General features: G+C 52.3%; 19 protein-coding genes. 12 read left to right on the plus strand and 7 right to left on the minus strand.

Features of this window, described 5'->3' with window-relative positions:
* Nucleotides 1-120 precede the first annotated feature (120 nt).
* The 4 genes from PSCS_RS13035 to PSCS_RS13050 are packed head-to-tail and all read left to right on the plus strand — an operon-like array spanning nucleotide 121 to nucleotide 3,780.
* Nucleotides 121-1,383, plus strand: a complete 1,263-nt coding sequence (locus tag PSCS_RS13035; RefSeq protein WP_157885716.1) for a serine hydrolase domain-containing protein — start codon at nucleotides 121-123, stop codon at nucleotides 1,381-1,383.
* A 51-nt stretch (nucleotides 1,384-1,434) separates the two neighbouring features.
* On the plus strand, nucleotides 1,435-2,574 hold the full coding sequence (locus tag PSCS_RS13040; protein WP_068812532.1) for a beta-ketoacyl-ACP synthase III: 1,140 nt from the start codon (nucleotides 1,435-1,437) through the stop codon (nucleotides 2,572-2,574).
* A gap of 40 nt (nucleotides 2,575-2,614) precedes the next feature.
* Complete coding sequence (locus PSCS_RS13045; protein ID WP_068812533.1) at nucleotides 2,615-3,217, plus strand: hypothetical protein; 603 nt, start codon at nucleotides 2,615-2,617, stop codon at nucleotides 3,215-3,217.
* A 14-nt stretch (nucleotides 3,218-3,231) separates the two neighbouring features.
* Nucleotides 3,232-3,780 (plus strand): hypothetical protein, encoded by a 549-nt coding sequence (locus tag PSCS_RS13050; RefSeq protein ID WP_157885718.1) that lies wholly within the window; start codon nucleotides 3,232-3,234, stop codon nucleotides 3,778-3,780.
* Between the two features lie 27 nt (nucleotides 3,781-3,807).
* On the opposite strand, the gene PSCS_RS13055 is transcribed toward PSCS_RS13050, so the two are convergent.
* Together PSCS_RS13055 and corA are read right to left on the minus strand one after the other, a co-directional pair.
* Nucleotides 3,808-5,175 carry an NTP/NDP exchange transporter gene (locus PSCS_RS13055; RefSeq protein WP_068812535.1) on the minus strand — a complete coding sequence of 456 codons (1,368 nt, stop codon included), beginning with the start codon at nucleotides 5,173-5,175 and terminating at the stop codon, nucleotides 3,808-3,810.
* 24 nt (nucleotides 5,176-5,199) lie between these two features.
* Entirely contained in the window at nucleotides 5,200-6,150 is a 951-nt protein-coding gene (gene corA / locus PSCS_RS13060) for a magnesium/cobalt transporter CorA (RefSeq protein ID WP_068812536.1), read from the minus strand.
* A 180-nt stretch (nucleotides 6,151-6,330) separates the two neighbouring features.
* Here corA and PSCS_RS13065 point away from each other — a divergent pair, with 180 nt between their 5' ends.
* Genes PSCS_RS13065 through PSCS_RS13075 form a run of 3 tightly spaced genes read left to right on the plus strand, consistent with a single transcriptional unit; the run spans nucleotide 6,331 to nucleotide 10,942 of the window.
* Nucleotides 6,331-8,181 carry an outer membrane protein assembly factor BamB family protein gene (locus tag PSCS_RS13065; protein WP_157885719.1) on the plus strand — a complete coding sequence of 617 codons (1,851 nt, stop codon included), beginning with the start codon at nucleotides 6,331-6,333 and terminating at the stop codon, nucleotides 8,179-8,181.
* Nucleotides 8,182-8,235: 54 nt separating this feature from the next.
* The gene (locus PSCS_RS13070) at nucleotides 8,236-10,422 is read left to right on the plus strand and encodes a PQQ-dependent dehydrogenase, methanol/ethanol family (protein ID WP_229694566.1); all 2,187 of its coding nucleotides are present in this window, start codon (nucleotides 8,236-8,238) and stop codon (nucleotides 10,420-10,422) included.
* A gap of 13 nt (nucleotides 10,423-10,435) precedes the next feature.
* Nucleotides 10,436-10,942 carry a methylated-DNA--[protein]-cysteine S-methyltransferase gene (locus tag PSCS_RS13075; protein WP_068812538.1) on the plus strand — a complete coding sequence of 169 codons (507 nt, stop codon included), beginning with the start codon at nucleotides 10,436-10,438 and terminating at the stop codon, nucleotides 10,940-10,942.
* A 57-nt stretch (nucleotides 10,943-10,999) separates the two neighbouring features.
* On the opposite strand, the gene PSCS_RS13080 is transcribed toward PSCS_RS13075, so the two are convergent.
* Both PSCS_RS13080 and PSCS_RS13085 read right to left on the minus strand, forming a co-directional pair.
* A complete protein-coding gene (locus PSCS_RS13080; protein ID WP_068812539.1) occupies nucleotides 11,000-11,971 on the minus strand; it encodes a sensor domain-containing diguanylate cyclase in 972 nt (323 codons plus the stop codon).
* Nucleotides 11,968-13,005: a response regulator gene (locus PSCS_RS13085; protein WP_068812540.1), complete on the minus strand. Its 1,038-nt coding sequence runs from the start codon at nucleotides 13,003-13,005 to the stop codon at nucleotides 11,968-11,970. Before PSCS_RS13085 ends, PSCS_RS13080 begins: the two co-directional genes overlap by 4 nt.
* A gap of 365 nt (nucleotides 13,006-13,370) precedes the next feature.
* On the opposite strand from PSCS_RS13085, the gene PSCS_RS13090 reads away from it, so the two are divergent.
* Together PSCS_RS13090 and PSCS_RS13095 are read left to right on the plus strand one after the other, a co-directional pair.
* Nucleotides 13,371-14,771: an MATE family efflux transporter gene (locus PSCS_RS13090; RefSeq protein WP_068812541.1), complete on the plus strand. Its 1,401-nt coding sequence runs from the start codon at nucleotides 13,371-13,373 to the stop codon at nucleotides 14,769-14,771.
* 18 nt (nucleotides 14,772-14,789) lie between these two features.
* A complete protein-coding gene (locus PSCS_RS13095; protein ID WP_068893792.1) occupies nucleotides 14,790-15,767 on the plus strand; it encodes an XdhC family protein in 978 nt (325 codons plus the stop codon).
* 118 nt (nucleotides 15,768-15,885) lie between these two features.
* Here the strand turns inward: PSCS_RS13095 and PSCS_RS13100 are convergent, their stop codons facing one another.
* The gene (locus PSCS_RS13100) at nucleotides 15,886-16,509 is read right to left on the minus strand and encodes an inorganic pyrophosphatase (RefSeq protein ID WP_068812543.1); all 624 of its coding nucleotides are present in this window, start codon (nucleotides 16,507-16,509) and stop codon (nucleotides 15,886-15,888) included.
* 219 nt (nucleotides 16,510-16,728) lie between these two features.
* Nucleotides 16,729-17,742, minus strand: a complete 1,014-nt coding sequence (locus PSCS_RS13105) for an aspartate carbamoyltransferase (protein ID WP_068812544.1) — start codon at nucleotides 17,740-17,742, stop codon at nucleotides 16,729-16,731.
* 157 nt (nucleotides 17,743-17,899) lie between these two features.
* On the opposite strand from PSCS_RS13105, the gene sbcB reads away from it, so the two are divergent.
* Both sbcB and PSCS_RS13115 read left to right on the plus strand, forming a co-directional pair.
* A complete protein-coding gene (gene sbcB, locus PSCS_RS13110; protein WP_068812545.1) occupies nucleotides 17,900-19,375 on the plus strand; it encodes an exodeoxyribonuclease I in 1,476 nt (491 codons plus the stop codon).
* A gap of 51 nt (nucleotides 19,376-19,426) precedes the next feature.
* A complete protein-coding gene (locus PSCS_RS13115) occupies nucleotides 19,427-20,590 on the plus strand; it encodes a 1-acyl-sn-glycerol-3-phosphate acyltransferase (protein WP_068812546.1) in 1,164 nt (387 codons plus the stop codon).
* Nucleotides 20,591-20,649: 59 nt separating this feature from the next.
* On the opposite strand, the gene PSCS_RS13120 is transcribed toward PSCS_RS13115, so the two are convergent.
* Entirely contained in the window at nucleotides 20,650-22,548 is a 1,899-nt protein-coding gene (locus PSCS_RS13120) for a DUF349 domain-containing protein (protein WP_068812547.1), read from the minus strand.
* Nucleotides 22,549-22,628: 80 nt separating this feature from the next.
* Between PSCS_RS13120 and dinG the strand changes: the two genes are divergently transcribed.
* Complete coding sequence (dinG, locus tag PSCS_RS13125; RefSeq protein WP_068812548.1) at nucleotides 22,629-24,815, plus strand: ATP-dependent DNA helicase DinG; 2,187 nt, start codon at nucleotides 22,629-22,631, stop codon at nucleotides 24,813-24,815.
* Nucleotides 24,816-24,838: the final 23 nt, after the last annotated feature.

Raw genomic sequence — 24,838 nt, forward strand, 5'->3', positions numbered from 1 at the left:
CAGACAGAATGCTGCAACAATAAGATCAGAAAACTCTGATTTATAGCAGAATAATAATACATATGGGGAAGGGGTATGCGTAAGAACCGGATTCTATCAGGGCGACAATGGCTTGGGTCAATGACAATATCGCTGCTGGCAGCATCGTTGCAACTGGCCGCAACGACGGCATCTGCAGATAATCTGTCATATGCTGATCCGGAAGACGTTGGCATGTCCTCAGCTCGAATTGAACGTATCATGCCTGTATTGCAATCCTATGTTGATGAAGGCGAGCTTGCCGGTGTGGTGAGCATGATTGCCCGTCGTGGCGAGGTGGTACATCTGGATCACTACGGAACCTTGAACAAAGAGACCGGCCAGGAAGTAGAGCAGGACAGTCTCTTCCGTATCTATTCCATGACAAAGCCCATTACCAGCCTTGCCATTATGATGCTGTATGAAGAAGGGAGATTGCAGCTGAATGACCCTGTCAGCAATTACCTTCCCGAATTCTCCGATCTTAAGGTTGCCAGTAACGGTGGTGCATTGCAGGACGTAGATCGTGAAATGACCATACAAATGCTGCTAACCCATTCGGCAGGCCTGACTTATGGTGTGTTTGGCGACACGCTGGTAGATCGTCAGTACCGGGAAGCTGGTGTTATGGTCAGCCCGGATCTTGAAACGTTTGTTGACCGTGTTGGCAACATGCCGCTGCAATATCAACCTGGCACACGGTTCCATTACAGCATCGCCATTGATGTTCTGGGTGCCATCGTGGAACGTGTCTCAGGACAATCTTTTGGCAGTTTCCTGCAGGAACGCGTCTTTAACCCGTTGCAGATGGAAAACACTTTTTTCCAGGTACCTTCTGATAAGGTCGACCGTTTTGGTACTAACCACACATTTAATCCGGCCACCGGAGAGCTGGAGGTGAGTGACCGGCCGGAAAACAGTAATTTTGTGAACCGACGAACTTTCGAGTCCGGTGGTGGTGGCCTGATTTCAACGGCTGAGGATTACATGCGTTTTTCCCAGATGGTGCTTAATGGCGGTGAACTGGATGGGGCTCGAATAATCGGCAGCAAAACGCTGGAATACATGACGCAGAATCATTTGCCAGGCATTTTTGGGGATCATGGGCAGCATCCTGGGGACCAGTTACCAGGGTTTGCTAATGGTACGGGGTTTGGCCTTGGATTTGCCGTGGCAGAAGATCAGACAGCCGTTGGTGGCATCGGTTCAGATGGTGAGTATTACTGGGGAGGTGCCGCAGGCACCATTTTCTGGATTGATCCAGAAGAAGAGTTGATTGGCATCGTCATGATTCAGCACATGAATGTGCAGATTCCCTTGCGAGCGACATTCAAGGCACTGACTTATGGTGCAATAATTGATTGATTCGTTTTTAACACCGGTGCCACCCTGATTGAAAAGGTAACAGGAAACAATATGCAATTGCATCAACCTTGTGACAAGGTCGTAATAGGTGGCGCCGGACTCTGGACGCCAGAACATGTGGTGACAAATGAAGAACTGGTGACTTCATTGAATGCCTATGCTGATCAGTTCAATGACCGTTATGCCGATCAAATAGCCAGTGGTGAAAAAGAAGCCGTTCGTAAATCTGATGTCGACTTCATTGTGAAGGCCAGTGGCATTAAGCAACGGCATGTGTATATCAAGGATGGCATCCTGGATATTGATCGCATGAAACCACGGATACCGGAACGTAAAGACGATGAACTCAGCCATCAGGCTGAAGTTGCATTACATGCCGCGCGCCGCGCACTTGAAGCGGCCAGAAAGTCACCAGACGATATCGATGCCGTTATTGTCAGCTGTGCCTACACCGAAAGGTACTATCCAGCGATTGCAATAGAAGTTCAGCATGCGCTAGGCATTGAAGGCTATGCATTCGATATGCTGGTGGCCTGTTCGGCTGCCACTTTTGCCTTGCATCGTGCCTGGGAAATGGTTCGAACAGGTTCTGCGCGATCTGTTCTGGTAATCAACCCCGAATTAGTCACGCCGCAAATCAATTTCTGCGATCGCGACAGCCATTTCATTTTTGGTGATGTGGCAACAGCCATGGTGGTTGAGCGCGCTGATGATGCCCGGGGCGAAGACCAGTTTGAAATACTCGGGGCACAGGCACATACCTTGTACTCCAATAATATCCGTTCGAACTTTGGTTATCTGTCGCGTGGCTATGATGCTGATCCCTTTGCCGTGGATAAACTTTTCCACCAGGAAGGCCGCTCTGTTTTCAAGGAAGTCTGCCCTATGGCTGCCCAGCATTTAACCGATCACCTGGCTTTGCATGGCTTCACGCCGGGCCAGGTGCGGCGCTGGTGGCTTCACCAGGCCAATATCAATATGAACCAACTGATTGCCAAGCGCCTGCTTGGCAGCCTGCCTGACAATGACGTGGCACCTACGGTGCTTGATCAGTATGCCAATACGGCTTCAGCCGGCTCGATCATTGCTTTTAACCGCTATCACCGGGATATGAAAGCAGGCGATATTGGCATGCTTTGCTCATTTGGAGCCGGCTATTCAATTGGTAGTCTGTTACTCAGGAAAACATAACCTGCTGCTCAATAAGAATTTTACCTGCCGGAATAAAACCATGATTATGACATCTGATACTGCTGGTGCAGACCAGCCGAAGCTCCGCCGCCATGCCTGCGGGAAAGCAATACTTGCAACAATGACAGTATCGTTGTTGAGTACAGCATTTTCAGCATCAGTCACTGCTGCCACACCACAAGTGCGCGGACAATGGATGGGAGCACTGGGTGGCTCAGGTTTGCGGCGTTTCTATGCTTCCGGTAGTGATTTCGGTGAACTGGTTAATCGTGCGGTCAGTTACCAGACTGCCAAGCGTGTTTTTGATGGTGCCAGTCAACGCGACCCAAATCTGTCCCCGTCAGATCGGGAATCGCATTCTGATACCTGGGTGATACAAAACGATTCGCTTATCCCTGTTGCCAGTAACAGTGAGCGTCCCGTGTTTCTGAGGGCACTATACCGGGCAGCGGGGCGTGATGAGCCCGGGTTAGTGCGAAGTCGTGCAGACCGGATTGATCTTGGTGTTATGTATGCCTATGCGTCGGACGCTTTTGTCAGTTTCGGTGTGGCGGCAGAGGAGATACAAGCTGATATTTATTATGTTGAAGGCCGCTCCCGAGGACAGAGCTGGGGCCGAGGTTTGACGCCGGGTGGATTTTAGGCGACACATGGTCGTTGGGGCTTCGCTATGACTACCTGATGTATAGTGGTGACTCCCGTGTTTCCGTGCCTGCACAGGGACAGGTCATTCACATAGCCCGAGATAGCCATTATGACAGACAGTATCTTCAGTTTGATGCACTGGCCCGTATTGATTCGTCTGACTGGGCTTTGCTGTCTGACAGTGTTTCCCTTAGCTGGCGGCATTCCTTTCAGTGGATGAGAAATGCTTATGAAGCAGAAACTGATAGCCTGGGCCGACCGGTGGTTGAGCCGTTTGGTCGCAATGAGGAGCTCGGTTTGTTTCGTACCGGCTTGAATGCCAGCATGCCTGTGGGGGATAGCGGAAATTGGAGTGCCTTCGCGAACCTGACACTGGACTATGAGTTTATCTCGGATTTTGATTATCCGATTGACGACAGAGCATCGCTAACGGCAAGTACAGGTATTGTCTATCAGATTGCCAGGACGAAGCGCGTGCAACTGGTATACGACCGTTATCAGCACACGCGCGGCAATCGCACCCGCAATAATTTTTCACTGATTTCTGTGATCGACTTTTGAGGCGGCCGTCACATCGTTTGAGAATTCTCAGGCAGTCGTCTCTGTCAGTTGTTTTTGGCGCTGCTTACCCAGCCATAATGCCAGGAAAAACCAGACAGCTGAGATCGGCAACATGGTAATGGCCAGTCCGGACAAGCCCAGTCCCATCCAGGCCATGGCGGTGTAGGACCAGGCACCTAACTGATCGCCAACCCGATAGACAAAGGTGTCATTGAAGTTTTTTGCCTTGTACTTGTCGGTACGTGAAACGACAGTATAGAGTGACTCTCTGGCCGGGCGCTGCAAGGCAAAATTGCCTGCCCGGCGTAAGGTGTCAAAAATAATGACGACAGCCAGTATCGGTGATATTGCCAGCAGTGCGAATCCAATGAAGCTGATAACAGGCAGCAGAGCCAGGCCCAGCCCCGTTCCAAGCCACTTGAGAATACGACCGGTAAAGAACAGTTGGATAATCAGCGTCAGTGCATTGACCGCCAGGTCCCGCATGGCAAACAGTTGTGTTCGCCCCTGACTGTCGTCGCCGTACACTTCGTTAACGATAGCAATCTGCTGGAAATAGAGGTAGGTCGACACGATCGTAAACAGCAGCATCAGTAATGCAATACCCAGCAGGTAAGGGGAGCGTATAACATGTCGTGCGCCTTCCAGAACGTCGCCACCAATTACACTTTGCTGTTTCTGTTCAACCTGAGTGATGACAGCCTGCTGTGCCTCTGGACTGCTTTCACCCCTTTCACTACTGTCTTCGTCTGAATCGCCCGCAGCTGCCAGTGCCATTGTGCTTTCCTGGTCACCAAGGTAGCGGGAGATCCGGACAGCGACTTCCATTAACAGGGCTGAGAGCAACAGCAGGGTGACAGGCATGAAGAGGGTGGTCAGGGCAGTAGTAATAGTGGAGCCGGTGAGGGCACCTGCTGTGCCTCCGACAGCAATCACGCCAAACAGGCGCTTACTCTGGTTGGGGCGGAAAATATCGTTAATCAGTGACCAGAAAACAGAAACAATGAAGAGGTTAAAGACGCTGGTCCAGATAAAGAAAATCCGCCCGGCCCAGACCTCGCTGTTCCCATCCACTAGCTGGAAGATGGCATAGAACAGCAGTAACTGCAGCATGAAGAAACGATAAACCCAGGAGATGAACTGCCGTCTCGGCATGCGGGAGACAAGCGCGGTGTATATCGGATGCATAAGCAGCATGCCGACCAGCGTGCCGGTAAATAGCCAGGCCAGGTTGTCAACGCCGCCTGCAGCTCCCATGTCATCCCGAATCGGTCGGATGATGTAATAGGCACACAGCAGAAGGTAGTAATAAGCAGCCGAGAAGAAAAGCGATCTGCCTTCACCCTGTCGAATATCAATTGCACGTCTGATGGTTCGTTTCCAGAGTTCCAGCATGATGACCTCTTTTTTATTTTGTTATCAGAGCCAGCCTTTTATCTTGAAGAAAACATAAGGGGCAACACCGGACAGCACCATCAGGCCAAGCGCCCAGGGGTAGCCCAGTTCCCAGGCCAGCTCCGGTATGAAATCAAAGTTCATGCCGTAGATGCTGGCTATTACTGTGGGTGGCAGGAAAACCACCGCTGCGATGGAGAATATCTTGATAATCTGGTTCTGCTCAATGGCGATAAAGCCTTGAGCTGCATCCATGAGGAAGTTGATTTTGTCGAACACAAAGCTGTTATGCGGGAGCAGGGAATCAATATCCCGCAGCAGCTCCCTGGCCGTTTCGGCGTGGGCGGCAGAGAGCTTGCCACGACGCAGCAGAAAGCTGATGGCACGTTGTGTATCCATCAGGCACAAGCGCACCTTACCATTAGTATCTTCCTGCCGGGCCAGTTCGTCCAGGGCATCTTCGATGGCCGTGTCGTTGTCTTCGAGTACCAGGTTGCTGGTTGCCTCCAGTTGCGTGTAAACCTCTTCCAGTGTGTCGGCCAGATCGTCAATCTTGATTTCAAACAGAGCCAGCAGAATGGAGACCGGGTCTTCTACCAGGCCATGCAACCGACGGGCCCGCATGCGCATCAGGCGAAAAGCTGGTATTTCACGCTCTCTCAGCGTGATCAGCTGTGCATCGCTGATCGTGAAGGCGACACTGGTATTGCGGTGTCGGTCTTCCGCTTTATGCAGGAAAAGGGAATGGACGTGCAGACCATGTTCATCCTGATAGGATCGGGCACTGGCCTCAATCTCTTCAACATCTTCTGTGTCAGGAAGCGGCTGGCTGTGCATGCTCTCAATCAGGTTGCGTTCGTCGTCATCCGGATTGACCAGATCCAGCCATAGCGCTGACTGCAAAGAGTTGCGGGTGATATCTCCCTGGGTGGGAATCAGGTACTTCTGGTCATCAAGTTGATAGCGAAACAGCATGCAAAATATCTCGTACTTGTCGTACTTCTATAGCGCGAACTATACACTAAAGGGGGACTCTCCCACCAGCGAAACGCGGCTTAACCTGCACTTTTGTGTATTCAGCCGAACTAGGATACGAATGACTGTTCGATTGGGTTAAGATCCTAAAAAACATAACAAGTCTTTTGGGGAATGGATATGGAAGTGGCGAAACTAACCCTGCGAAAAGTTGCTGGCAGGATGATGATGGCAAGTGTGCTACTGGGTTTTCAGATAACCGATGCCGCCGAAAACCTGGATGGAGAAAGCCTGTACACAGAGCATTGTGCGATGTGTCATACCGCCCCACAGGATGAGCGTACCCCGCCCAGGGATGCGTTGAGAAGTTACACCGCAAACAGTATTTTTCAGGCGTTAAGTGAAGGCATCATGCGCTCCCAGGGCGAAGCCTTGACCTCAGCCCAGCGAACAGCTCTGGCAGAGCACCTGGCAGGGGAGGCGATGCGCCAGGAAACTGCACGCCAGGTACAGCAATGTGAACAAACCATGCCTGCGCTGGACCTTGCGCAACCGAGTAACTGGAATGGCTGGGGGAATGGCCTTAGCAACCCCCGTCACCAGGAGTCTGCCGGTACACGTATTAATGCCGGTAACATAGGTGAACTTGAACTGCTTTGGGCTTACGGACATGACAACGCCTCAGCTGCCCGTGCCCAGCAGACGGTGATCGGTGAAGTCATGTTTATGGGTAGCCCTTCCGGTGAGGTTCGAGCCATGGATCTGGCAACGGGCTGTAACTACTGGACCTACACTGCGCCGCGTGAAGTGAGAACGGCAATTACCGTGGCCCATGCAGATGGGCAAGACGGCCCGCTGGCCGTTTTCGCAGATACAGCCAATACGCTGTTTGTGGTCGATGCGACAACTGGGGAAGAACGTTGGCAGGCCGATGTTGACTCCCATCCTTTGGCCACCAGCACGGGTTCACCTGTTGTCCACGATAACCGCATTTATGTCCCTGTCTCGTCCGGCGAGGTGAGTGCTGCGGGTCGCCCGGACTATCACTGCTGTACATTCAGGGGCAATGTTGCGGCATTTGATTTGGGTAGTGGGGAACGTGTCTGGCACACATATGTGATGGAAGAAGCCACTGTGGTTGGTGAAAATTCGCTGGGTAATCCATTTCTGGCACCATCGGGCGCACCAATCTGGCAGGCACCCAGTCTGGATCCTGAACGCGGCGTCGTGTATGCAGGCACCGGTCAGAACTACACCCGCCCAGCATCCAACAGCAGTGACTCAGTGGTAGCGTTTGATATGGTGTCTGGCGATATCCGCTGGATTCACCAGACCACACCTGATGATGCCTTCACCATGGCGTGTGCACTCGGAGCCAGTCACCCGAATTGTCCTGACGCCGGCCCTGATGTTGATATCGGTGCCCCGATTGTTGCCACAACATTATCCAACGGGCAAAGTGTTGTGATTGCTGGTACAAAAGGGGCCAGGGTGGTTGCTCTGGACCCTGACGCCGAGGGTGAAGTGCTGTGGTCAATACGGGTTGGCCGAGGAGGTGCACTGGGTGGCATTCACTGGGGAATGACGTTTGCGGGTGATACCCTTTATGTCCCGGTTTCTGACCGCAGTGGCATGAGCAGTGATGCCAGTAATCGCATGCCAGGTCTGCATGCCATCGATATGAAGACCGGTGACACGATTTGGTATGAAGCCGCTCCTGAACGCTGCAGTGAGAGCGGGGGTGCGTGCATGGATGTATACTCAGGGCCTGCCAGTGCACTGGATGATATGGTTATTGCCACTTCATTAAATGGTCACCTTTTTGCACATGATGCGCAGACAGGTGAAGTTGTTTGGGAGTACGATACGGTCAGGTCTTATGAGACGATTAATGGTGTCGAAGCGCAAGGCGGTGCCATTGACTCAAGCGGTCCGGTAATCAGTGGAGATTACTTGATTGTAAACAGCGGCTATGCCACTTTTAGCCAGATGCCGGGGAACGTTGTTCTTGTATTCCGTTTACCACAGTAATGGCTGGGTCGGAATAAAAATTACGTGAGAAAAATACAAGTAGTTCAGGGGAAGATGATGAAAAGAACGTATTCGTGGGGATTGTTAGCAGCCTCAGCCGTGTTATTGGCTGCCTGCAGCCAGCCCGAAGAGCAAAGCGCGATGACAGGCGTTGAAGAAACGGCTGTGGTGGAAACCGCTGCAGTGAGCTATCCGGATTATGAAGCATCGGTAGACAGTGATCGTTTGATCAACGCCGATGATGAGCCTGGGCAGTGGATGTCAAATGGTCGTGACTATTGGGAGCAACGTTTCAGTCCGCTTTCCCAGGTCAATACTGATACGGTTTCAGACCTTGGCCTGGTCTGGTCAGCTGACCTGGACACCAGTCGCGGCCAGGAAGCAACCCCTGTCGTGGTCGATGGTGCACTTTATGTCACGACCGCCTGGAGCATGGTTAAAGCTTACGATGCCACAAGTGGTGAATTGCTGTGGGAGTTTGATCCCGAAGTTGATCGTGCGCGAGGTGTTGATGCCTGTTGTGACGTGGTTAACCGGGGAGTGGCAGCCTGGGATGGGAAAATTTTCTTCGGTGCCCTGGATGGCCGCCTGATCGCACTGGATTCCAAGACCGGTGAGGTTGAATGGAGTGTAGTGACTGTTGATCAAAGCCAGCCTTATACCATCACTGGTGCGCCTCGTGTTGTTGATGGCAAGGTGCTGATCGGTAACAGTGGCGGTGAATATGGTGTCAGAGGTTATGTCACGGCCTACGATGCCGATAGCGGTGAAGAGCAGTGGCGCTTTTATACGGTGCCTGGCAACCCGGAAGACGGGTTTGAACAGCCCGAGCTGGAAATGGCGGCAGAAACCTGGAATGGCGAATGGTGGTCCATGGGAGGCGGTGGTACCGTCTGGGATGCAATGGCGTATGATCCGCAAAGCCATCTGCTGTATATCGGGGTAGGTAATGGTTCACCCTGGAACCAGTCACTGCGCAGCCCTGGCGGCGGTGATAATCTGTTCCTGTCCTCCATCGTTGCGCTCAACCCTGACGATGGATCCTATGTTTGGCATTACCAGACAACGCCTGGTGAGACCTGGGACTATACAGCGACTCAACCGCTCATGCTGGCTGATCTCGAGATCGGGGGTGAAACGCGGCGCGTCGTCATGCAGGCGCCGAAAAACGGTTTCTTCTACGTTCTCGATGCCCTGACAGGACGTCTGCTGTCAGCTGAAAATTATGTGCCTATAAACTGGGCTTCACATGTGGACCTGGAAACCGGTCGTCCGGTTGAAAACCCACAGGCCCGTTATAATGAGACAGGCGAACCCTTCATCGTTCAACCTGGTCCACTGGGTGGTCATAACTGGTACCCCATGTCCTACAGTCGTAATACCGGACTGGTCTATATTCCTTCAACCGAAAACTTCATGACCTATGTGGGACAGGAAGCGTTTGAGCGATCAGACCGCGGCTGGAATACCGGTACGGATATGGCTCAGGGTGCACGTTTGTCCATGGCAGCTGGCGATGCGGCCCCGGAAAACAAGGCCTATTTGCTGGCATGGGATCCGGTTGCCCAGGAAGAAGTCTGGCGTCAGCCGCAACTGGTACCAACAGCTTCAGCCGGTGTCCTGTCCACTGCGGGTGGTCTGGTATTCCAGGGTAATGCCGCTGGTGAGTTTGTCGCCTACCGCGATACTGATGGCGAGCGCCTGTGGTCAGCTATCACACAGTCCCATACTGTTGCTGCACCTGCTACCTATGAAGTGGATGGCGTGCAGTATGTTGCCGTGGTAACCGGCTCCCGGGCGCTGCCACAAACTGGCCCTGGCGCCCTGGGGGCAACGACACTGGCTTCAAGCAATAACTCCCGTGTGCTGGTTTATTCGCTGTATGGTGAACATGAGCTGCCTGCCGAAGAAATTGTTGCAGAAGATCAGGAACTGAACCCACCAGCATTGACAGCCAACAATGAAATGTTGGCCGCGGGTGAGCAGACCTATGGCCGATATTGCAGTGTTTGTCATGGTGATAGCGCAGAAAGCGATGGTGCCGGTGTGTTCCCTGATTTGCGTTACTCGGAACGTCTGCAGGATCTGGACGCCTGGAATAGCGTTGTGCTGGAGGGCGAACTGTCTGATGGCGGTATGGTCTCCTTTGCCGAGCAGATGGAGCCTTCTGATGCGGCTGCGGTGCGTCAGTATGTCATCTCGCGTGCCATTGCGCTTGCTGATGAGCTGAGAGCGCAATAGCGCTTATTCAGTGATGCCGCAGGAAGTCTATTACTCGCACTACACGTCACCGGTTGGCCAACTTATGCTGGTCGGTGACGGTGCGAGTCTGCAGGCGCTGCGGTTTGATAAAGTCGGTGACTCCATCCGTCCCCAGCCTGACTGGCTACGGCGTAATGCCGCCTTTTCCTCTGTCAAACAGCAGCTTGATGCTTATTTTGCTGGCGAACTAACCCGGTTTTCGCTTTCCCTGTCTCCACAAGGCACTGATTTTCAGTGTCGAGTCTGGCAGGCGTTACAGGATATTCCTTATGGGGCCACCTGTAGCTATCTCGATATTGCCAACACGCTTTCAGACCCCAACGCGACCCGTGCAGTCGGTGCCGCTAACGGTAAAAATCCGATTCCCATTATTATTCCCTGCCATCGCGTGATCGGGCGGGACGGATCGTTAACCGGGTTTGGTGGTGGACTTGAGCGAAAGCGCTTTCTATTGGCACTGGAGCAGAAAAATATCCCGTTTGAATTAACCGGATTTTAAGGTCTGACTTGGGTTTTGATTGGCAACGCCATTGTTACCGTAACAAGATCAAGAGAGTCAGGGTTTTAGTGAGCTGGCATTGACTACCTGGTTTCTTCCCCGGGCTTTGGCCTGATAAAGAGCCTGATCAGTTGCAGACAACCAGGCGTGGTAATCATTCATGTCCGGCCTGATTTCACTCATACCAATGCTGACAGTGACATGCAGCGGTGTTGATTGCCACACAATGTGAGTGCCGGAAATTCGCTTGCGTAAACGTTCAGCAAAGATCATGGCATTCTCAGCGGTAGTCTCTGGCAGAATGACGCCAAACTCTTCACCACCGTACCGACCGACGACATCAGTAGAACGGCGGAAACGATGAACCAGGTCGCCAATGGCGCGCATGACTTCGTCGCCAGCCTGATGACCATACTCGTCGTTGAACGATTTGAATTTGTCGATATCGAGCAGAAGCAGGGTAGAAGCTCTGCTGGCTCGCCGACATCGTTCGAATTCCAGTTTGAGACTGTCTTCCCAGTGACCACGATTGGACAGCCCGGTCAGCGGATCTGTTCTGCTCAGGCGCTCGAGTCGTTCATTCGCCTTCTCCAGGTCAATTTTCCGCGTAGCCACTTCTGTCACATCGTAGACGGACAAACATACGCCGCTGACCTGGTTGGTTGTATCGTATAGCGGTGTCAGGCAAATATTCTGGTACATGCGTGCCGAGTTGCCGGTAAGCGGGCGCGTGCTACTGAAATTGAACAGATGGGCATGTTCTTCCCAGGTGCAAAACGAGCGTGAGCCTAATTGAAATACGGATTGGATTTTACGCTTCAACCACACGGCTGGAAGATATGGGAACAGGTCAAACAATATTTTGCCACGGGCATCACTGCTGCTGATACCGCTATGATGCTCCATAAAGCTGTTCCACATATGGATCTGGTAATTTTTGTCCAGCAGCACAAGGCCATTATCCAGTGTCTGTAACAACTGCATAGTCAGGTGCAGGTCATGAAACTCTGAGCTCACATCCGCCGTCATTGGGACACCTCTACCTTAAGTTCCTCTGAGATGATAGCAACGCGGGATACGAGAGTACCTATCGATTCCTCTGTCACCAGCAATTGTAAATAACAACTGATCGGTGGTTCCTGCAGGCGGTAATTGATGCCGATACCCAGAACAGTCTCTGCTTTATTTTGACAATTCAGCAGATCCACCGCTTTACGGCGATGCCCTAATAACACGGGAAAACTGTGGTTAAATGGTAGGTCCAGTTGCTGGCTGATTCCGGACAGGCAGGCACCCAGTAACAGTTCTGATACATCATCCAGTGTTCCGGTTAACGGATCACGGCTGGGTACCTGGTCGACACCCAGCCAGTCCCTTAATGCTTCCAGTTCTTTGGTAGGCATTAGCAGCACCCCTTCACCAGCCACACCTCGACCCTTGAAACCATGTGAGGTGGCACTTAGTTCAATATCGTCATCCCAGGGCAGGCTGTCGGGAAGGCTGTAGAAAGGGGCGTTCACAACCTTGGGTACGGGCAAGCCAACGAAAGTGCCGAGCATGTCACTGAGGTAGCTGCCAGCTTCCCCCATGGCCACATTGACGACTTCGCGTATGGCATCAGAAAAGTCAAACACCGGTAAGCGCTCATTACCTGCAGAGACAGATGGTGAATCTGCTGAAGCGGGTTGGTAGTCGCCGGGCAGGATGCCGTAGGTTGTCAGGACTTTGCTTATGATGTCGCGATTGGCGGGTTTGCGGACAAAGTCCATGGCCCCCAGACCAATAACGCGTTCACGGGCTGTTTCCTGAACGTCACCGGAAACAACAATCGTCATGCAACCGTAATCCTGCTTGCGAATTTCTGCCAGTACATCAAAGCCGGTTAAGCCCGGCATATTCAGGTCGAGAAACAACAAGTCCACGCTATGCTCTGATAGGAAATCCAGTGCGGCTTCACCATTTTCAGCATAGTTGATCGTCCAGGATGGCATTTCCGGTAAAGACCGCGCCAGCAGGCGCCGGGCCATGGCTGAGTCATCGCAGATAAGGACAGATAATGACACTGAGGCAACGCCTCCTTGTTATTGTAGTTGCGCAAATAAAATAATCGCCTATCGTAACATATTGTGACATTAGTGGTATGGGATTTTTCACCTGGAACGCAGTATACTCTGCTCGTTTTTATCTGCTGCCGAACTATCACTATCGGCATTTATCACACAGGAGTGTGTACCCATGAAGTACGATCGCATTCGCCTTACAGGCATCTGACGAGAGATTTCAGCTGTCAGTTACTGACCGTACCACGGTGCGTCCCCGCCCCGAATAGTTGTGTACTTCATGTTCCCTGATATCTGGATTCACCGTCCCCTCTTTTATCCGGTTTAAGCCGGCCATAATGAGTCCGACAGGTTCAGGTAATCACCTTATGTTCAATAAAATCAGAAATGCGCTGGCGCTGCTGAAAGAGGCGCTGCAGGGTAATGCCAATATTAATTACACGGAAGGATCCATCGCCAAAGCGACCGTTCTGCTGGCTATTCCCATGATCCTTGAGATGGCAATGGAGTCAGTGTTCGCCATTGTCGATATTTTCTTTGTCTCCGGCCTTGGCGCAGAAGCCGTTGCCACGGTGGGGCTGACGGAAGCCGTTATTTCTTTGCTATATGCTGTTGCTATTGGTATTTCGATGGCGGTAACAGCGCTTGTGGCGCGACGAATCGGCCAGAAAGATCCGGAGGCTGCTGGTGTAGTGGCTGGCCAGGCGTTATGGCTCGGTGTCATAGTCAGCCTGCTGGTCGGGTATGTCGGGTTGACCCAGGCTGAAACGATTCTCTCCCTGATGGGAGCTGAGGCGGGTGTACTGGAAACCGGCAGTACCTATACCAGCATTATGTTTACAGGTTCCTTCACTATCGTTTTCCTGTTCCTGAATAATGCGATTTTTCGTGGTGCTGGCGATGCCAGTATTGCCATGCGGGCGCTGGTGCTGGCTAACGGAACAAACATTGTCCTGGACCCGTTGTTGATCTATGGCATTGGTCCTTTTCCAGAGCTTGGGCTGACGGGGGCCGCCGTCGCGACCAACATTGGCAGGGGCCTGGGTGTGCTATACCAGTTGTATTATCTTTGCCGAAACGATCGGCGTATCCATGTTCACTTGCGGCACCTGGTTATTAAACTGAGTGTGATAGGGCAGATCTGTCGTGTGTCGATAGGTGGGATTGCACAGTTTTTGATTGCTACTGCCAGTTGGGTATTTTTAATGCGCCTGGTATCAACCTACAGCGCAGAAGCTGTGGCAGGTTATACCATTGCCATTCGTGTCATCCTGTTTGTGATATTGCCTTCCTGGGGGTTAAGCAATGCCGTGACAACCCTGGTTGGTCAGAACCTGGGGGCAGGCAAGCCCGAGCGGGCTGAACGTACTGTTCTGCAAGTTGCCAAATATAATATGGCTTATATGGGGGCGGTTGGACTGGTGCTCATTTTGTTGCCAGCCTGGGTGATGAGTTTCTTTACCGATTCACCGGATGTCGTCCTGAATGGTACGCAAAGTTTACGTATTCTCAGTTACGGGTTTGTCTTTCTGGCACTAGGCTCTGTGATGACGCAGGCATTCAACGGTGCCGGGGATACCATGACACCTACCTGGATCAATGGTTTTGCCTTCTGGGTCGTTCAGATCCCGCTTGCCTGGATGCTTTCGGCTGGCATCGGATTGGGGCCTGAGGGTGTATACTGGTCTGTCTTCGTGGCCGATACTGTCATGAGCCTGGTGGCTTTCTGGATGTTTCGCCGCGGTAGCTGGAAGTCGCGATATGTTTAAGTTGGGTTAGAGATCGATATGCAAAGTAGTCAGCATCATATTATTCAAAGTGTCAGTCACTGGCTTGCCAGAGGCGATAGCGTCTGGTTATGCACCATTCTCAAGACCTGGGGGTCTTCCCCGCGTCCGATAGGTGCCATGATGGCCTGTACGCTGGACGGTGAAATGGCCGGCTCCATTTCTGGCGGCTGCATTGAGGAAGATTTCCTTGAGCAGTTACGCGATGGCAGCCTGAAAGCCCGGTATGATGAAAATGGTCATCCCTTTGTTGTGCATTACGGTGTCTCTGCAGAGGAGCAGGCTCGGTTGAAATTGCCTTGCGGTGGTCAGTTACACGTTCTGCTGGAGTATCTGACCCCGGATAAGAATCAGGCGATGTTCGGGCAACTGCTGGCTGCACTGGATGCGCACCAGAAAGTCAGCCGTCAGGTCATGCTGTCGAACGGGGAAATCTCGTTACTGGATCAGGCCTCGGATGATGCTGTGCTGATTGATGATCAGGTCATGAAACACAGCTTGAGTCCGCGGTATAAACTGTTGCTGCTGGGGGCAGGAGATGTGGCTCGTGTAGTCGCTGAGCTGGCGCTGACGCTCGATTATGAAGTGACACTTTGCGACCCGCGTCCCGGTTACCTGGATAACTGGCCGGTCAGTGGTGTACAGCTAACGGCTGACTTGCCCGATGATGTGGTCAGGGATCAGTTCAGTGACCCTTACAGTGGCATCATTGCCCTGGCTCACGACCCCAGGGTCGACGACATGGCATTAATGGAAGCGCTGAAAACCCCGGCCTTTTACATTGGTGCCATGGGCTCAGACCGAACGTCAGCCAATCGTCGTGACCGTTTGCCGGAACTTGGCTTGAGTGAATCGGAAATCAATCGTTTGTATGCCCCGATAGGCATCAAAATCGGCAGTAAAACACCGGCAGAAATTGCGATTTCCATCATGGCCGAGGTGACGTCAGTCAGGCATGCCATTCAGCCTGCAAAATAAGCTTTGTTACTGTCCGGATACCTGTCAGGGGTCCTGGCAGGGTATTGTGAAGGGATGAGGGATAAAAACAGGTTCTCCCTGGCTGAGTGGTGACCCAGTCAGGGAGATTAAACCAGAATCAGTCGTCGTTCAGCAGGTCGCCAAAGTCTTCTTCATAATCGGCCATGGACGCTTCCAGTACCTTGCAGGCATGGGCGTATCCATAAGCTTCACCAATTGTCACCTTGTTCTCTTTCCCGGGCACAATTTTGTAGGTCTTGAAGTAATGAGCGATCCGGTGCACCAGAATGGGCGGTAGATCGCTGATTTCGTCAATGTGACCATAAGCGGGGTCGTCTTTGATTACGGCGATGATTTTGTCATCAGCTTCGCCGCCATCGTTCATGGGCAGGCCGCCAACAATTTTGGCATTGACCAGAATCTCGGTGCGGTCAATAGGACGTTCACTGATAACACAGATATCAAGTGGATCACCATCGCCACACTCGGCTTCCGGCATTAATGCACGAACTCGCTTGCCACAGTATGTACGTGGAATGAAGCCATACAACGTAGGCTGCTGTGCCGATGTCGGTTGAGGGCGGTCGACGCAGAGGTAACCGGTGTCTTTGTCGATTTCGTACTTCATCTGATCGAAAGGGCTGATTTCGATGTAAGCAGTGGCAATGCGAGGCAGATCGGGGCCGGCTGCCAGACCATGCCAGGGGTGTGGGCGATAGCGAGAGAAGCTTGTCTTGCTCATTTGAGATCAGATTCCTGTCCAGTGTAAAGTATTAATGCCAGCATAACAGTCTCTTTATTATCAATATATTAGCCCTGCAAGTTAAGGTTATGGTTAACCTGCTTCAAGGGCGACTGGCAGCCAGGCGACGTAAGAAAGGCGGGCATTATAGCAATCAAGAAGAGTACTGCACAGACAGGAATCCATTGCGACCGGATCCGGCGTGACGCCAGGTCGTGATCAGAACCGGCGCTCGGTATACCAGTTCACCTCACGTGAGTATTTATCGATCTGATCGCTGACATCCAGTGTCATGGCAAATAAGGCCATGCGTACCAGAACACCATTGTCAGTCTGTCTGAAGATGGCGAGACTGGGGTTCTGATTCAGGTCATTATCCAGTTCGTTGGCATCGTCACGCGAGTCACGGGGCAGGGGGTGCATGATCACGGTGTTGGGTTGGCAGTATCGTGTGTAGATGTTCTGGTTTAAACGGAAACGACCGCGATAGATATCAGCCTCGTTTTTACTGTCAAACCGCTCTTCCTGGATGCGGGTCAGGTAGACAATGTCGTTATCAACCAGCCCTTGTTCCATGTTGTCTGTTTCCAGTACTTCATGTCCGCTCTGTCGCAGTTTCTCGACAATGCTTTCTGGCATGCGCAGCTCTGTCGGGGAGATCAGGGTGAACTTTACTTTTTTATAAAGACTGATTAACTGTGAAAGCGAGTGAACCGTTCGGCCATGTTTCAAGTCACCAATCATGGCGATATGCATGCCGTCTACCTGCTGCTGGCGAGTCAACAGTTCCCGTTTGATGGTATACAGATCCAGCAAGGCCTGGCTGGGGTGTTCATTTGGGCCGTCTCCGGCATTGAGCACGGGCACCCGGCTGGCTTTGGCGAATTCATTAACCGAGCCCGGCTGCGGATGACGCATGACTATCACATCGCTGTAACCACTCATGACCCGCCCGGTATCATAAAGCGATTCGCCTTTGGTTAGAGAGCTGGCCTTGATATCGGTTGTTTCCCTGACTTCACCCCCGAGCAGGTTAAAAGCGCAGCCGAAACTGACCCGGGTTCGCGTTGAGGCCTCAAAAAACATATTGCCCAGAATGGCACCGTCCAGCACTTTGGTAACCCTTTCCCGGTGAGCATAAGGCCGCATCGTGTCTGCCACTGCAAAAATTCGCTCGACATCGCTGCGTTCGAACTGTTTGACACTGAGAATATGCGCTCCGGGGAATTGCATGATGAATCATCCTTAACGTGTAAGTGGCTGTGATAGGTGGCTGTGCTAGCGGCTAACGTGATAAATAACGGGAGGCGGCAGCCAATTTAACAGCTGCAAATCATACTACATATCGCTCATTCGTTGTGCAAAAGGCTGGCTATGCTATAGTCGCCGCATGACTGATACCATTCTCTGGCATGATTACGAAAGCTTTGGTGCTGACCCGCGACATGATCGTGCCAGCCAATTTGCTGCGATACGAACCGACCTGGAACTCAATGAGATCGAAGCACCGGTGATGGTCTATTGCCAGCCGCCCCAGGACCGTTGGCCTCACCCCATGGCATGTTACGTAACAGGTATCACACCCCAGGAAACTCGGCAGAAAGGTGTTTGTGAGGCCGAATTTACCCGCCAGATTGAAAACCAGCTGTCCCGTTCAGGTACCTGCACAGCAGGCTATAACAGCATTCGCTTTGATGATGAGCTGACCCGTCAACTGCTATACCGGAATTTGTACGACCCCTATGAAAGAGAGTGGCGTAACGGCAATTCGCGCTGGGACCTGATTGATGTGGTGCGTATGTGCCACGCCCTGCGCCCGGAAGGTATTAACTGGCCAACACGTGCGGATGGGGCACCATCTTTCCGCCTGGAAGACTTAACGGCTGCAAACGGGTTGGACCACCTGGATGCTCATGATGCGCTGTCGGATGTCAGGGCAACGATTGCCATGGCCAAATTGATTCGAACCCAAAATCCCAGACTTTATGAATATACCTATGCCTTGCGGCGTAAAGCTGAGGTAAAGAAGCGGTTGCAGCTCGGTTCTGGCGAGGCAGTTGTGCATGTCGCCTCTGTTTATGCGGCGCAACAGGGCTGTCTGACCGTGGTGTTGCCGCTGGTTGAGCACCCGCTGGAGAATAATGGCACCATTGTTTTTGATTTGCGCTTTGACCCTTCACCCTGGCTGGAGGAGTCAGCTGAAAACCTGGCAGATGCCCTGTTCCGTTCCCGTCATGAGGAAGGTGAAAGACTGCCGGTGAGTGTGATTCAGAGTAATCGCTGCCCGATGATTGCTCCATTGGCAACGCTGTCAGCGCAGAGAGCAGAGACGTTTGCTTTGGATCTGGAGCAGGTTGAACAGTACCGGCAATCCATATTGGGTCATCCCGGCTTTTTACAGCGTATCTGTGACGCGTTTCGTTTGCGCCAGCAGAAACAAGATGCAGACCGAGCAAGTCAGCTTATTAATGATCCGGATTACTTGCTGTATCAGGGTGGTTTTTTTTCGCGCAAAGACAAAGATTTCATGCAGCAGGTTCGGGACACTGACGCTGCGTTGCTGGGCCAGCCAGGATGGCTGGACGATGCGATCTATGATGACCCAAGGCTTCCTGAGATGTTGTTTCGCTATCGGGCCAGAAATTTCCCGGCGACGTTGAATGAGCAGGAAGCCGATAGGTGGCGACAGCATTGTCAGGAGCGACTGCAAAATGGTGTGCCGGGCGATGAAAACTGTCTGTCACTGACTGCTTATGAACAAGCGATTGTCCAGTTGACCCGGGACATGCCAGGTGAGCGGGCAGAGCAGGTAGCGAGCGCATTACAGGATTGGAAATCCGACTTGCTGCGTTGCCTGTCATCCTGAAAATAGGTAGAATCGCGCGCGATTTCACGCGTAAACAGAGCAGGCCTTCTCATGACAGACAGCGATCCTTATCAGGATATCCGCCCCTATCACGACAGTGAAATCCGCCCTGTGCTGGATCGCTTGCTGGATACACCCGAGTTCATCAGCAGTATTGCCAGTTTTGCCTATCCTACCGTCAGTCGCTTTGTTCCAGGTATTCTCAATGCCCTAACGCGTCGACGATTAAAATCACAATTGCAGTCAGTCAATGATGTTTCCGGTATGCAAGATGTGATTGCCGGTTACATGGATAAAATGATTGAGCGGACCACTACCGGATTGACGCATAGTGGCCTGGATTTATTGCCTAAGGGACAGTCTTTTCTGTTCATCAGCAATCATCGTGATATCGCCATGGACCCGGCATTTGTCAACTACATGCTTTATCACAGCGGTCACGACACCTTGTATATCGCAATTGGCGATAACTTGCTGAAACGGCCGTTTGTGACCGATCTGATGCGATTGAACAAGAGCTTCATTGTTCGCCGGTCGTTAAAGGGGCGTGAGTTGCTCAAGTCGTCAAAGCTGTTATCACAGTACATCGATCACCTGGTGGGCAATCAGCATAATGTCTGGATCGCTCAGCGCGAAGGTCGGGCCAAAGATGGCATAGATCGCACGGATACCGCTTTACTGAAAATGCTGGGCATGGCCCGCAAAAAAGAGGGGCTGGCAGCAGCACTGAATGCGCTGAATATTGTGCCGGTGTCGATCTCTTATGAACTTGACCCCTGTGATGAGCTGAAGGCGGTTGAGTTGCAACAAAAAGACGAGCATGGTTTTTTTGAAAAAGATGAAAAGAGTGATATTCACAGTATTGTCACCGGTATGGTGGGCAATAAAGGCAGAGTGCATGTAGCGTTTGGTGAGCTGCTGAAATTTGCCCCGGAAGCGGAAGATGATGACATTGCCGCGTTAATCGATCAGCAGGTGCTCACGCATTACCGGATCCAGTCATCCAATGTGCTGGCCATCCGGATGCTGGCAGAGGACTCGCCTGAGATGATGGGTAAACTATCTGCAGAAGGGCAGCAGTTTATTCAAGAGTATTCAGTGGATGCAGGATTAGCTGCTGCATTCAAGGCGCGTATCAGTGCCATGCCGGCCAAGGCGCAGCCCTATGCGTTGCATATGTACGCCAATCCGGTGATTGGTCGTTATCCAGCCTGATTCTGATTAATGATGGGTGTCTTTACTTGACGTTCAGACACCCATCATCAGTTCCAGTGTTAACTCTTCAAAGCCTGTAAGCGGTTTCGCAGCGTGGTACGTTGTGCCGGATCCAGGGGGCCCATGCATTCCAGGGTTAGCATGGCTTTTTGCAGGTGGGCCTGGCGCTCAGCGCGAGTTGCCAATACCTGACCCAGCCCTTTTTGCAGCTGTTTCAGTTGCTGTTGCATCCGGATTGATTTGTCACTCGCAGGTGTTTCAGTACCCAGCATAATTTCTGCATCGACACAGATTTCCCGGGCAGCCATTGCATTATCGTCCTGCATCCCTCGCAGTTTCTCTGGTGAATTTTCATTCGCCTGCAGTTGTGCTAACCGATCCTGAAGAAGCTGAGTAACGTGGTTATCAGAGATGTTCTGATACTGCTCTTTTCTGGCTTCGACTTCATCGGCGTCCAGTTTCAGACCTTTCTGATTTATCAAGGCCTGTTCCAGCTCAGCTAACCAGGCTGACTGTTCGCTGGCAAATTCCTGCAACTGCAAGGTCTTCTTGTCAGGGCTGGTTTTTTGCCGGGCACGATAGCGTTGCTCGAGCTTGCGGAACTTGTCTTTGACAGGGTTACGGGCGCTGCCAAATTCCGCCTGCAGCAATGCCTTCAGTGATTTATTCAGTTGCTGGAATTCATCGTGACTATCCACGAAAGCCGCATCGTCCAGTGACAGTAATGCTTCCAGCTGGGAGAGCTGACGGGAGATTTCCGGGTTCTTCTTGCCAGGTGCCTTACCGTCTTTCTTGCCGGTTTTCGCGGCGTCGGAAGAATCCCGGCGTGCGAACAGTGCATCACAGGCTGCACGGAATTCAGCCCACAGTGTTTTATCGTCTTTAAAGGAGCCTGGCCCCAGGTCTTTCCACTGTTGCTGAAGCTGTTTGGCTTCGCGAATCGCACCTGGAAGGTCATCCTGTTTGACCAGTTCCTGTGCCTTTTCAATCAGCTCGCGTTTAGCCGCGTTATGCTTGTTGAGTGCACTTTTGCGATGTTCACGCAACGCACTTAATGCCTCATTGAAACGCTGCTGCAGGGGTTTGATCTTCTTCTGTGCAACGGGTGCGTATTTCTTCCAGTCTTCTCTGGCCTGGCGCTCCAGTTTATTAACCTCGGTCAGGTCGGCTTCCTGGTCCCGGCGACTTTCAACGTAAGCCTCCAGCTGTTCACATAACTGGTTGCGTGCTATCAGGTTACTGGCCTGCTTTTCTTTGCGTTCTTTAAAGAACGCTTTGCATGGCTCGAATGCCTGCTGGGATATATCACGGAACTGTTGTAGCTGTGGATCATCTTCATCGATCTGACCCAGTGCTTTCCAGGCTTCCTGAACATTGCGGATGCGGCTGGCTTTTTGTGCCAGGGGGAGGTCTGCATCCTTGAGTTCGGTCATTTGCTCAATCAACGCTTTGCGGGCATCCGTTGCATGGCTGCGCTGTTCTTCGACCAACTTGTCAAAAGCGGCAGCCAATGGTGGTAGTTCTGCTTCCAGTGCTGCCTGCTGGGGCTGGTTGATTCGGCGAAGCACCGCCTGCATGTGTTTCCATTGACTTTGAGCGGCACCAATGTTGCCATCTTCAATAAGCGAGGCGATGGATTTTTGTGTTTGCTGGAAGTCAGCGACCAGCGTTTTTTGCCAGTCATGATGTTCGGCGATTCGAGTTTGCAGCAATTCATCCAGTGCTTTCAGCTCATCATCCGGTGACGTCTGGCTTTCAGTGAGACGTTGCAAACGCTCCCTCAAGGCCTCCAGTGTTGGCAGGTCCTTGTGCGAAGTGACATTGCCGGCATGCAGCAATTTGTCCCGTTCACTGCGCTTGGGTCGGTTCTCAGCCTCAGTCTCGCCTGTTGTTTTTGTATCCAACTCGTTTGTTTGAGTTGATTCAGTGTTATTGTTTGTATCGAAAGTTGTTGTCATAACTGCAGAACTCCGTAATCGCCCCGTATCATACCAGACAGGTGCTATAATCACAGTACAGCTGTTAAAGAACCCACCGGATGTTAGATAAAACCCTAAAAGACGAAATACAACGCGCCTACCGACAAATACTCGCTGAGCGTAATCTGCGCCCGCGCTATGGCCAGCGGCTGATGGTCGCTGCCATCGCTAATGCTCTGGCCGGGCTGGATAAAGATGCAAGCAGCGACGAGGACAGTGATGAGGTTGCGCCGGCACCGGTCTGTGTAGTGGAGGCGGGTACTGGCACTGGTAAGACCCTGGCTTATCTGCTGGCAACGTTACCCATTGCCCGGCACTTCAACAAAAAAGTGGTGCTGGCAACGGCAACTATTGCCTTGCAGGAACAGGTGATCCAGCGTGACCTGCCCGATATTCTGGCGCACAGTGGTATGGACTTCAGTATGGCGCTGGCCAAGGGGCGGGGCAGATATGTCTGCCTGGCCAGGCTTGATCAGCAATTGCAGGGCAATGAAAGTGAGCAGGCCATGCGGGAACTGTTCGGGGATTTGCTGGAGACACCTGCCGGGCTTGGTGACAATACGGCATTATATGAGCAGATGCTGGAACGGATTGGCAGTGGCGAATGGGAAGGCGACCGGGAAGATTGGCCGACACAGATTCGTGATGAGGAATGGCAGCCAGTTACCGTGGAAGCTGGGCAATGTGCCGGACCACGTTGCAGCTACTATTCGCGATGCTGTTTTTACAAAGCCAGGGAAACCATGGAGACGGCAGATTGCATTGTCGCCAATCATGATCTGGTGTTAGTTGACCTGGCACTTGGCGGTGGTGCCATTCTGCCTGATCCGGCAGATACTATTTACATTTTTGACGAAGCTCACCATCTGCCTTTCAAGGCAAACAATCACTTTGCGGAACAGATTCGCCTGCGCGGCACGCTCCAGTGGCTGGAGCAGATGACCCGTTCGCTGGTGAAAATGTCTGCAGACCCTTTGCTTGCCACCAACAATGCATTTGCTCGTGCCGTGGCTGAGTTACAGTCAGAACAACCGGCATTACAGAGCGGCTTGTCGGAGGCGCTGTTATTGATTCAGTCGATTATTGAAGAAAGACAAAGTGCTGGCCAGAGCGCCGGTGCTGCTACAGGTGTGACGGGGCAGGAAGCCTGGCATTTTCCGGCAGGTGTCCTGCCGGCAGAGTTAAAGGCCTTGTCGGATCAGTTGCAGCGTCAAAGTGTGGCAGTCAGCCGCTGTCTCAGAGACTGTGTAACAGCGCTGCGTCGACAGATGGAGGAGGGGGAGTCGCTGGAGCACCGTCAGCAGGCTGAGATGTGTTTTCCTGCGGTCGGCGGTATGAACACCCGTGCTGAGTCGATTTGCCGTCTATGGCACAGCCTGGCTCGCGAAGACCCGGCTGGACAGGCACCAACGGCCCGCTGGTTACGCGAACTGGAATTCAATGATGATCATGATTATCTGATTTGCAGCAGCCCGGTACTCGCTTCTGGGACCTTGACTGAGCATTTGTGGGATCGCTGCGCGGCGGCCATCATGACGTCGGCGACACTTTCCGCCCTGGGGCGTTTTGATATGCTGACCATGCGTGCCGGATTGCCTGCAACCACCGAATATCATCGCATCGCCAGCCCATTTGACTATCAACAGGCAGCAGTACTGCGGGTACCGAAAATGCAGTGTGATCCGTCTGACAGCCAGGCACACACGACGGCGATTGCTGAGTTGCTGCCCCGTATTCTGAATGACAATCAAGCTTCTCTGATGTTGTTCAGCTCCCGTCGGCAAATGCAGGATGTGCTTGCCCTTATGTCTGCCGAATGGCAGGACAGAATTCTCTGCCAGGATGATTACCAGAAACAGCAGCTAATTAATCTGCACCGCAAAAGGATTGATGAGGGGCAGGGTAGTGTGATTTTCGGTCTGGCCAGTTTTGCTGAAGGTGTCGACTTGCCTGGTAAGTACTGTGAGCATGTCATTATTGCCAAGATTCCCTTTGCCGTGCCCAATGATCCGATTGAAGCGACGCTGTCGCAGTGGTTGAGTGACCAGGGGAAAAATCCATTCCAGGTAATCTCCGTGCCAGAAGCTGCTTTTCGTCTGGTACAGGCGGCAGGGCGACTGCTTCGTAACGAAGCGGATACGGGCACCATTACGATACTGGATGAACGCCTGGTGACCCGACGCTATGGCAAGGATATTCTGGATTCGTTGCCACCGTACCGACGTGAATTGATGGTCGATCTCTGATGGCGGCTATAGCCAGTCAATAC

Source organism: Pseudohongiella nitratireducens, assembly GCF_001642735.1.
Lineage (GTDB): Bacteria > Pseudomonadota > Gammaproteobacteria > Pseudomonadales > Pseudohongiellaceae > Pseudohongiella > Pseudohongiella nitratireducens.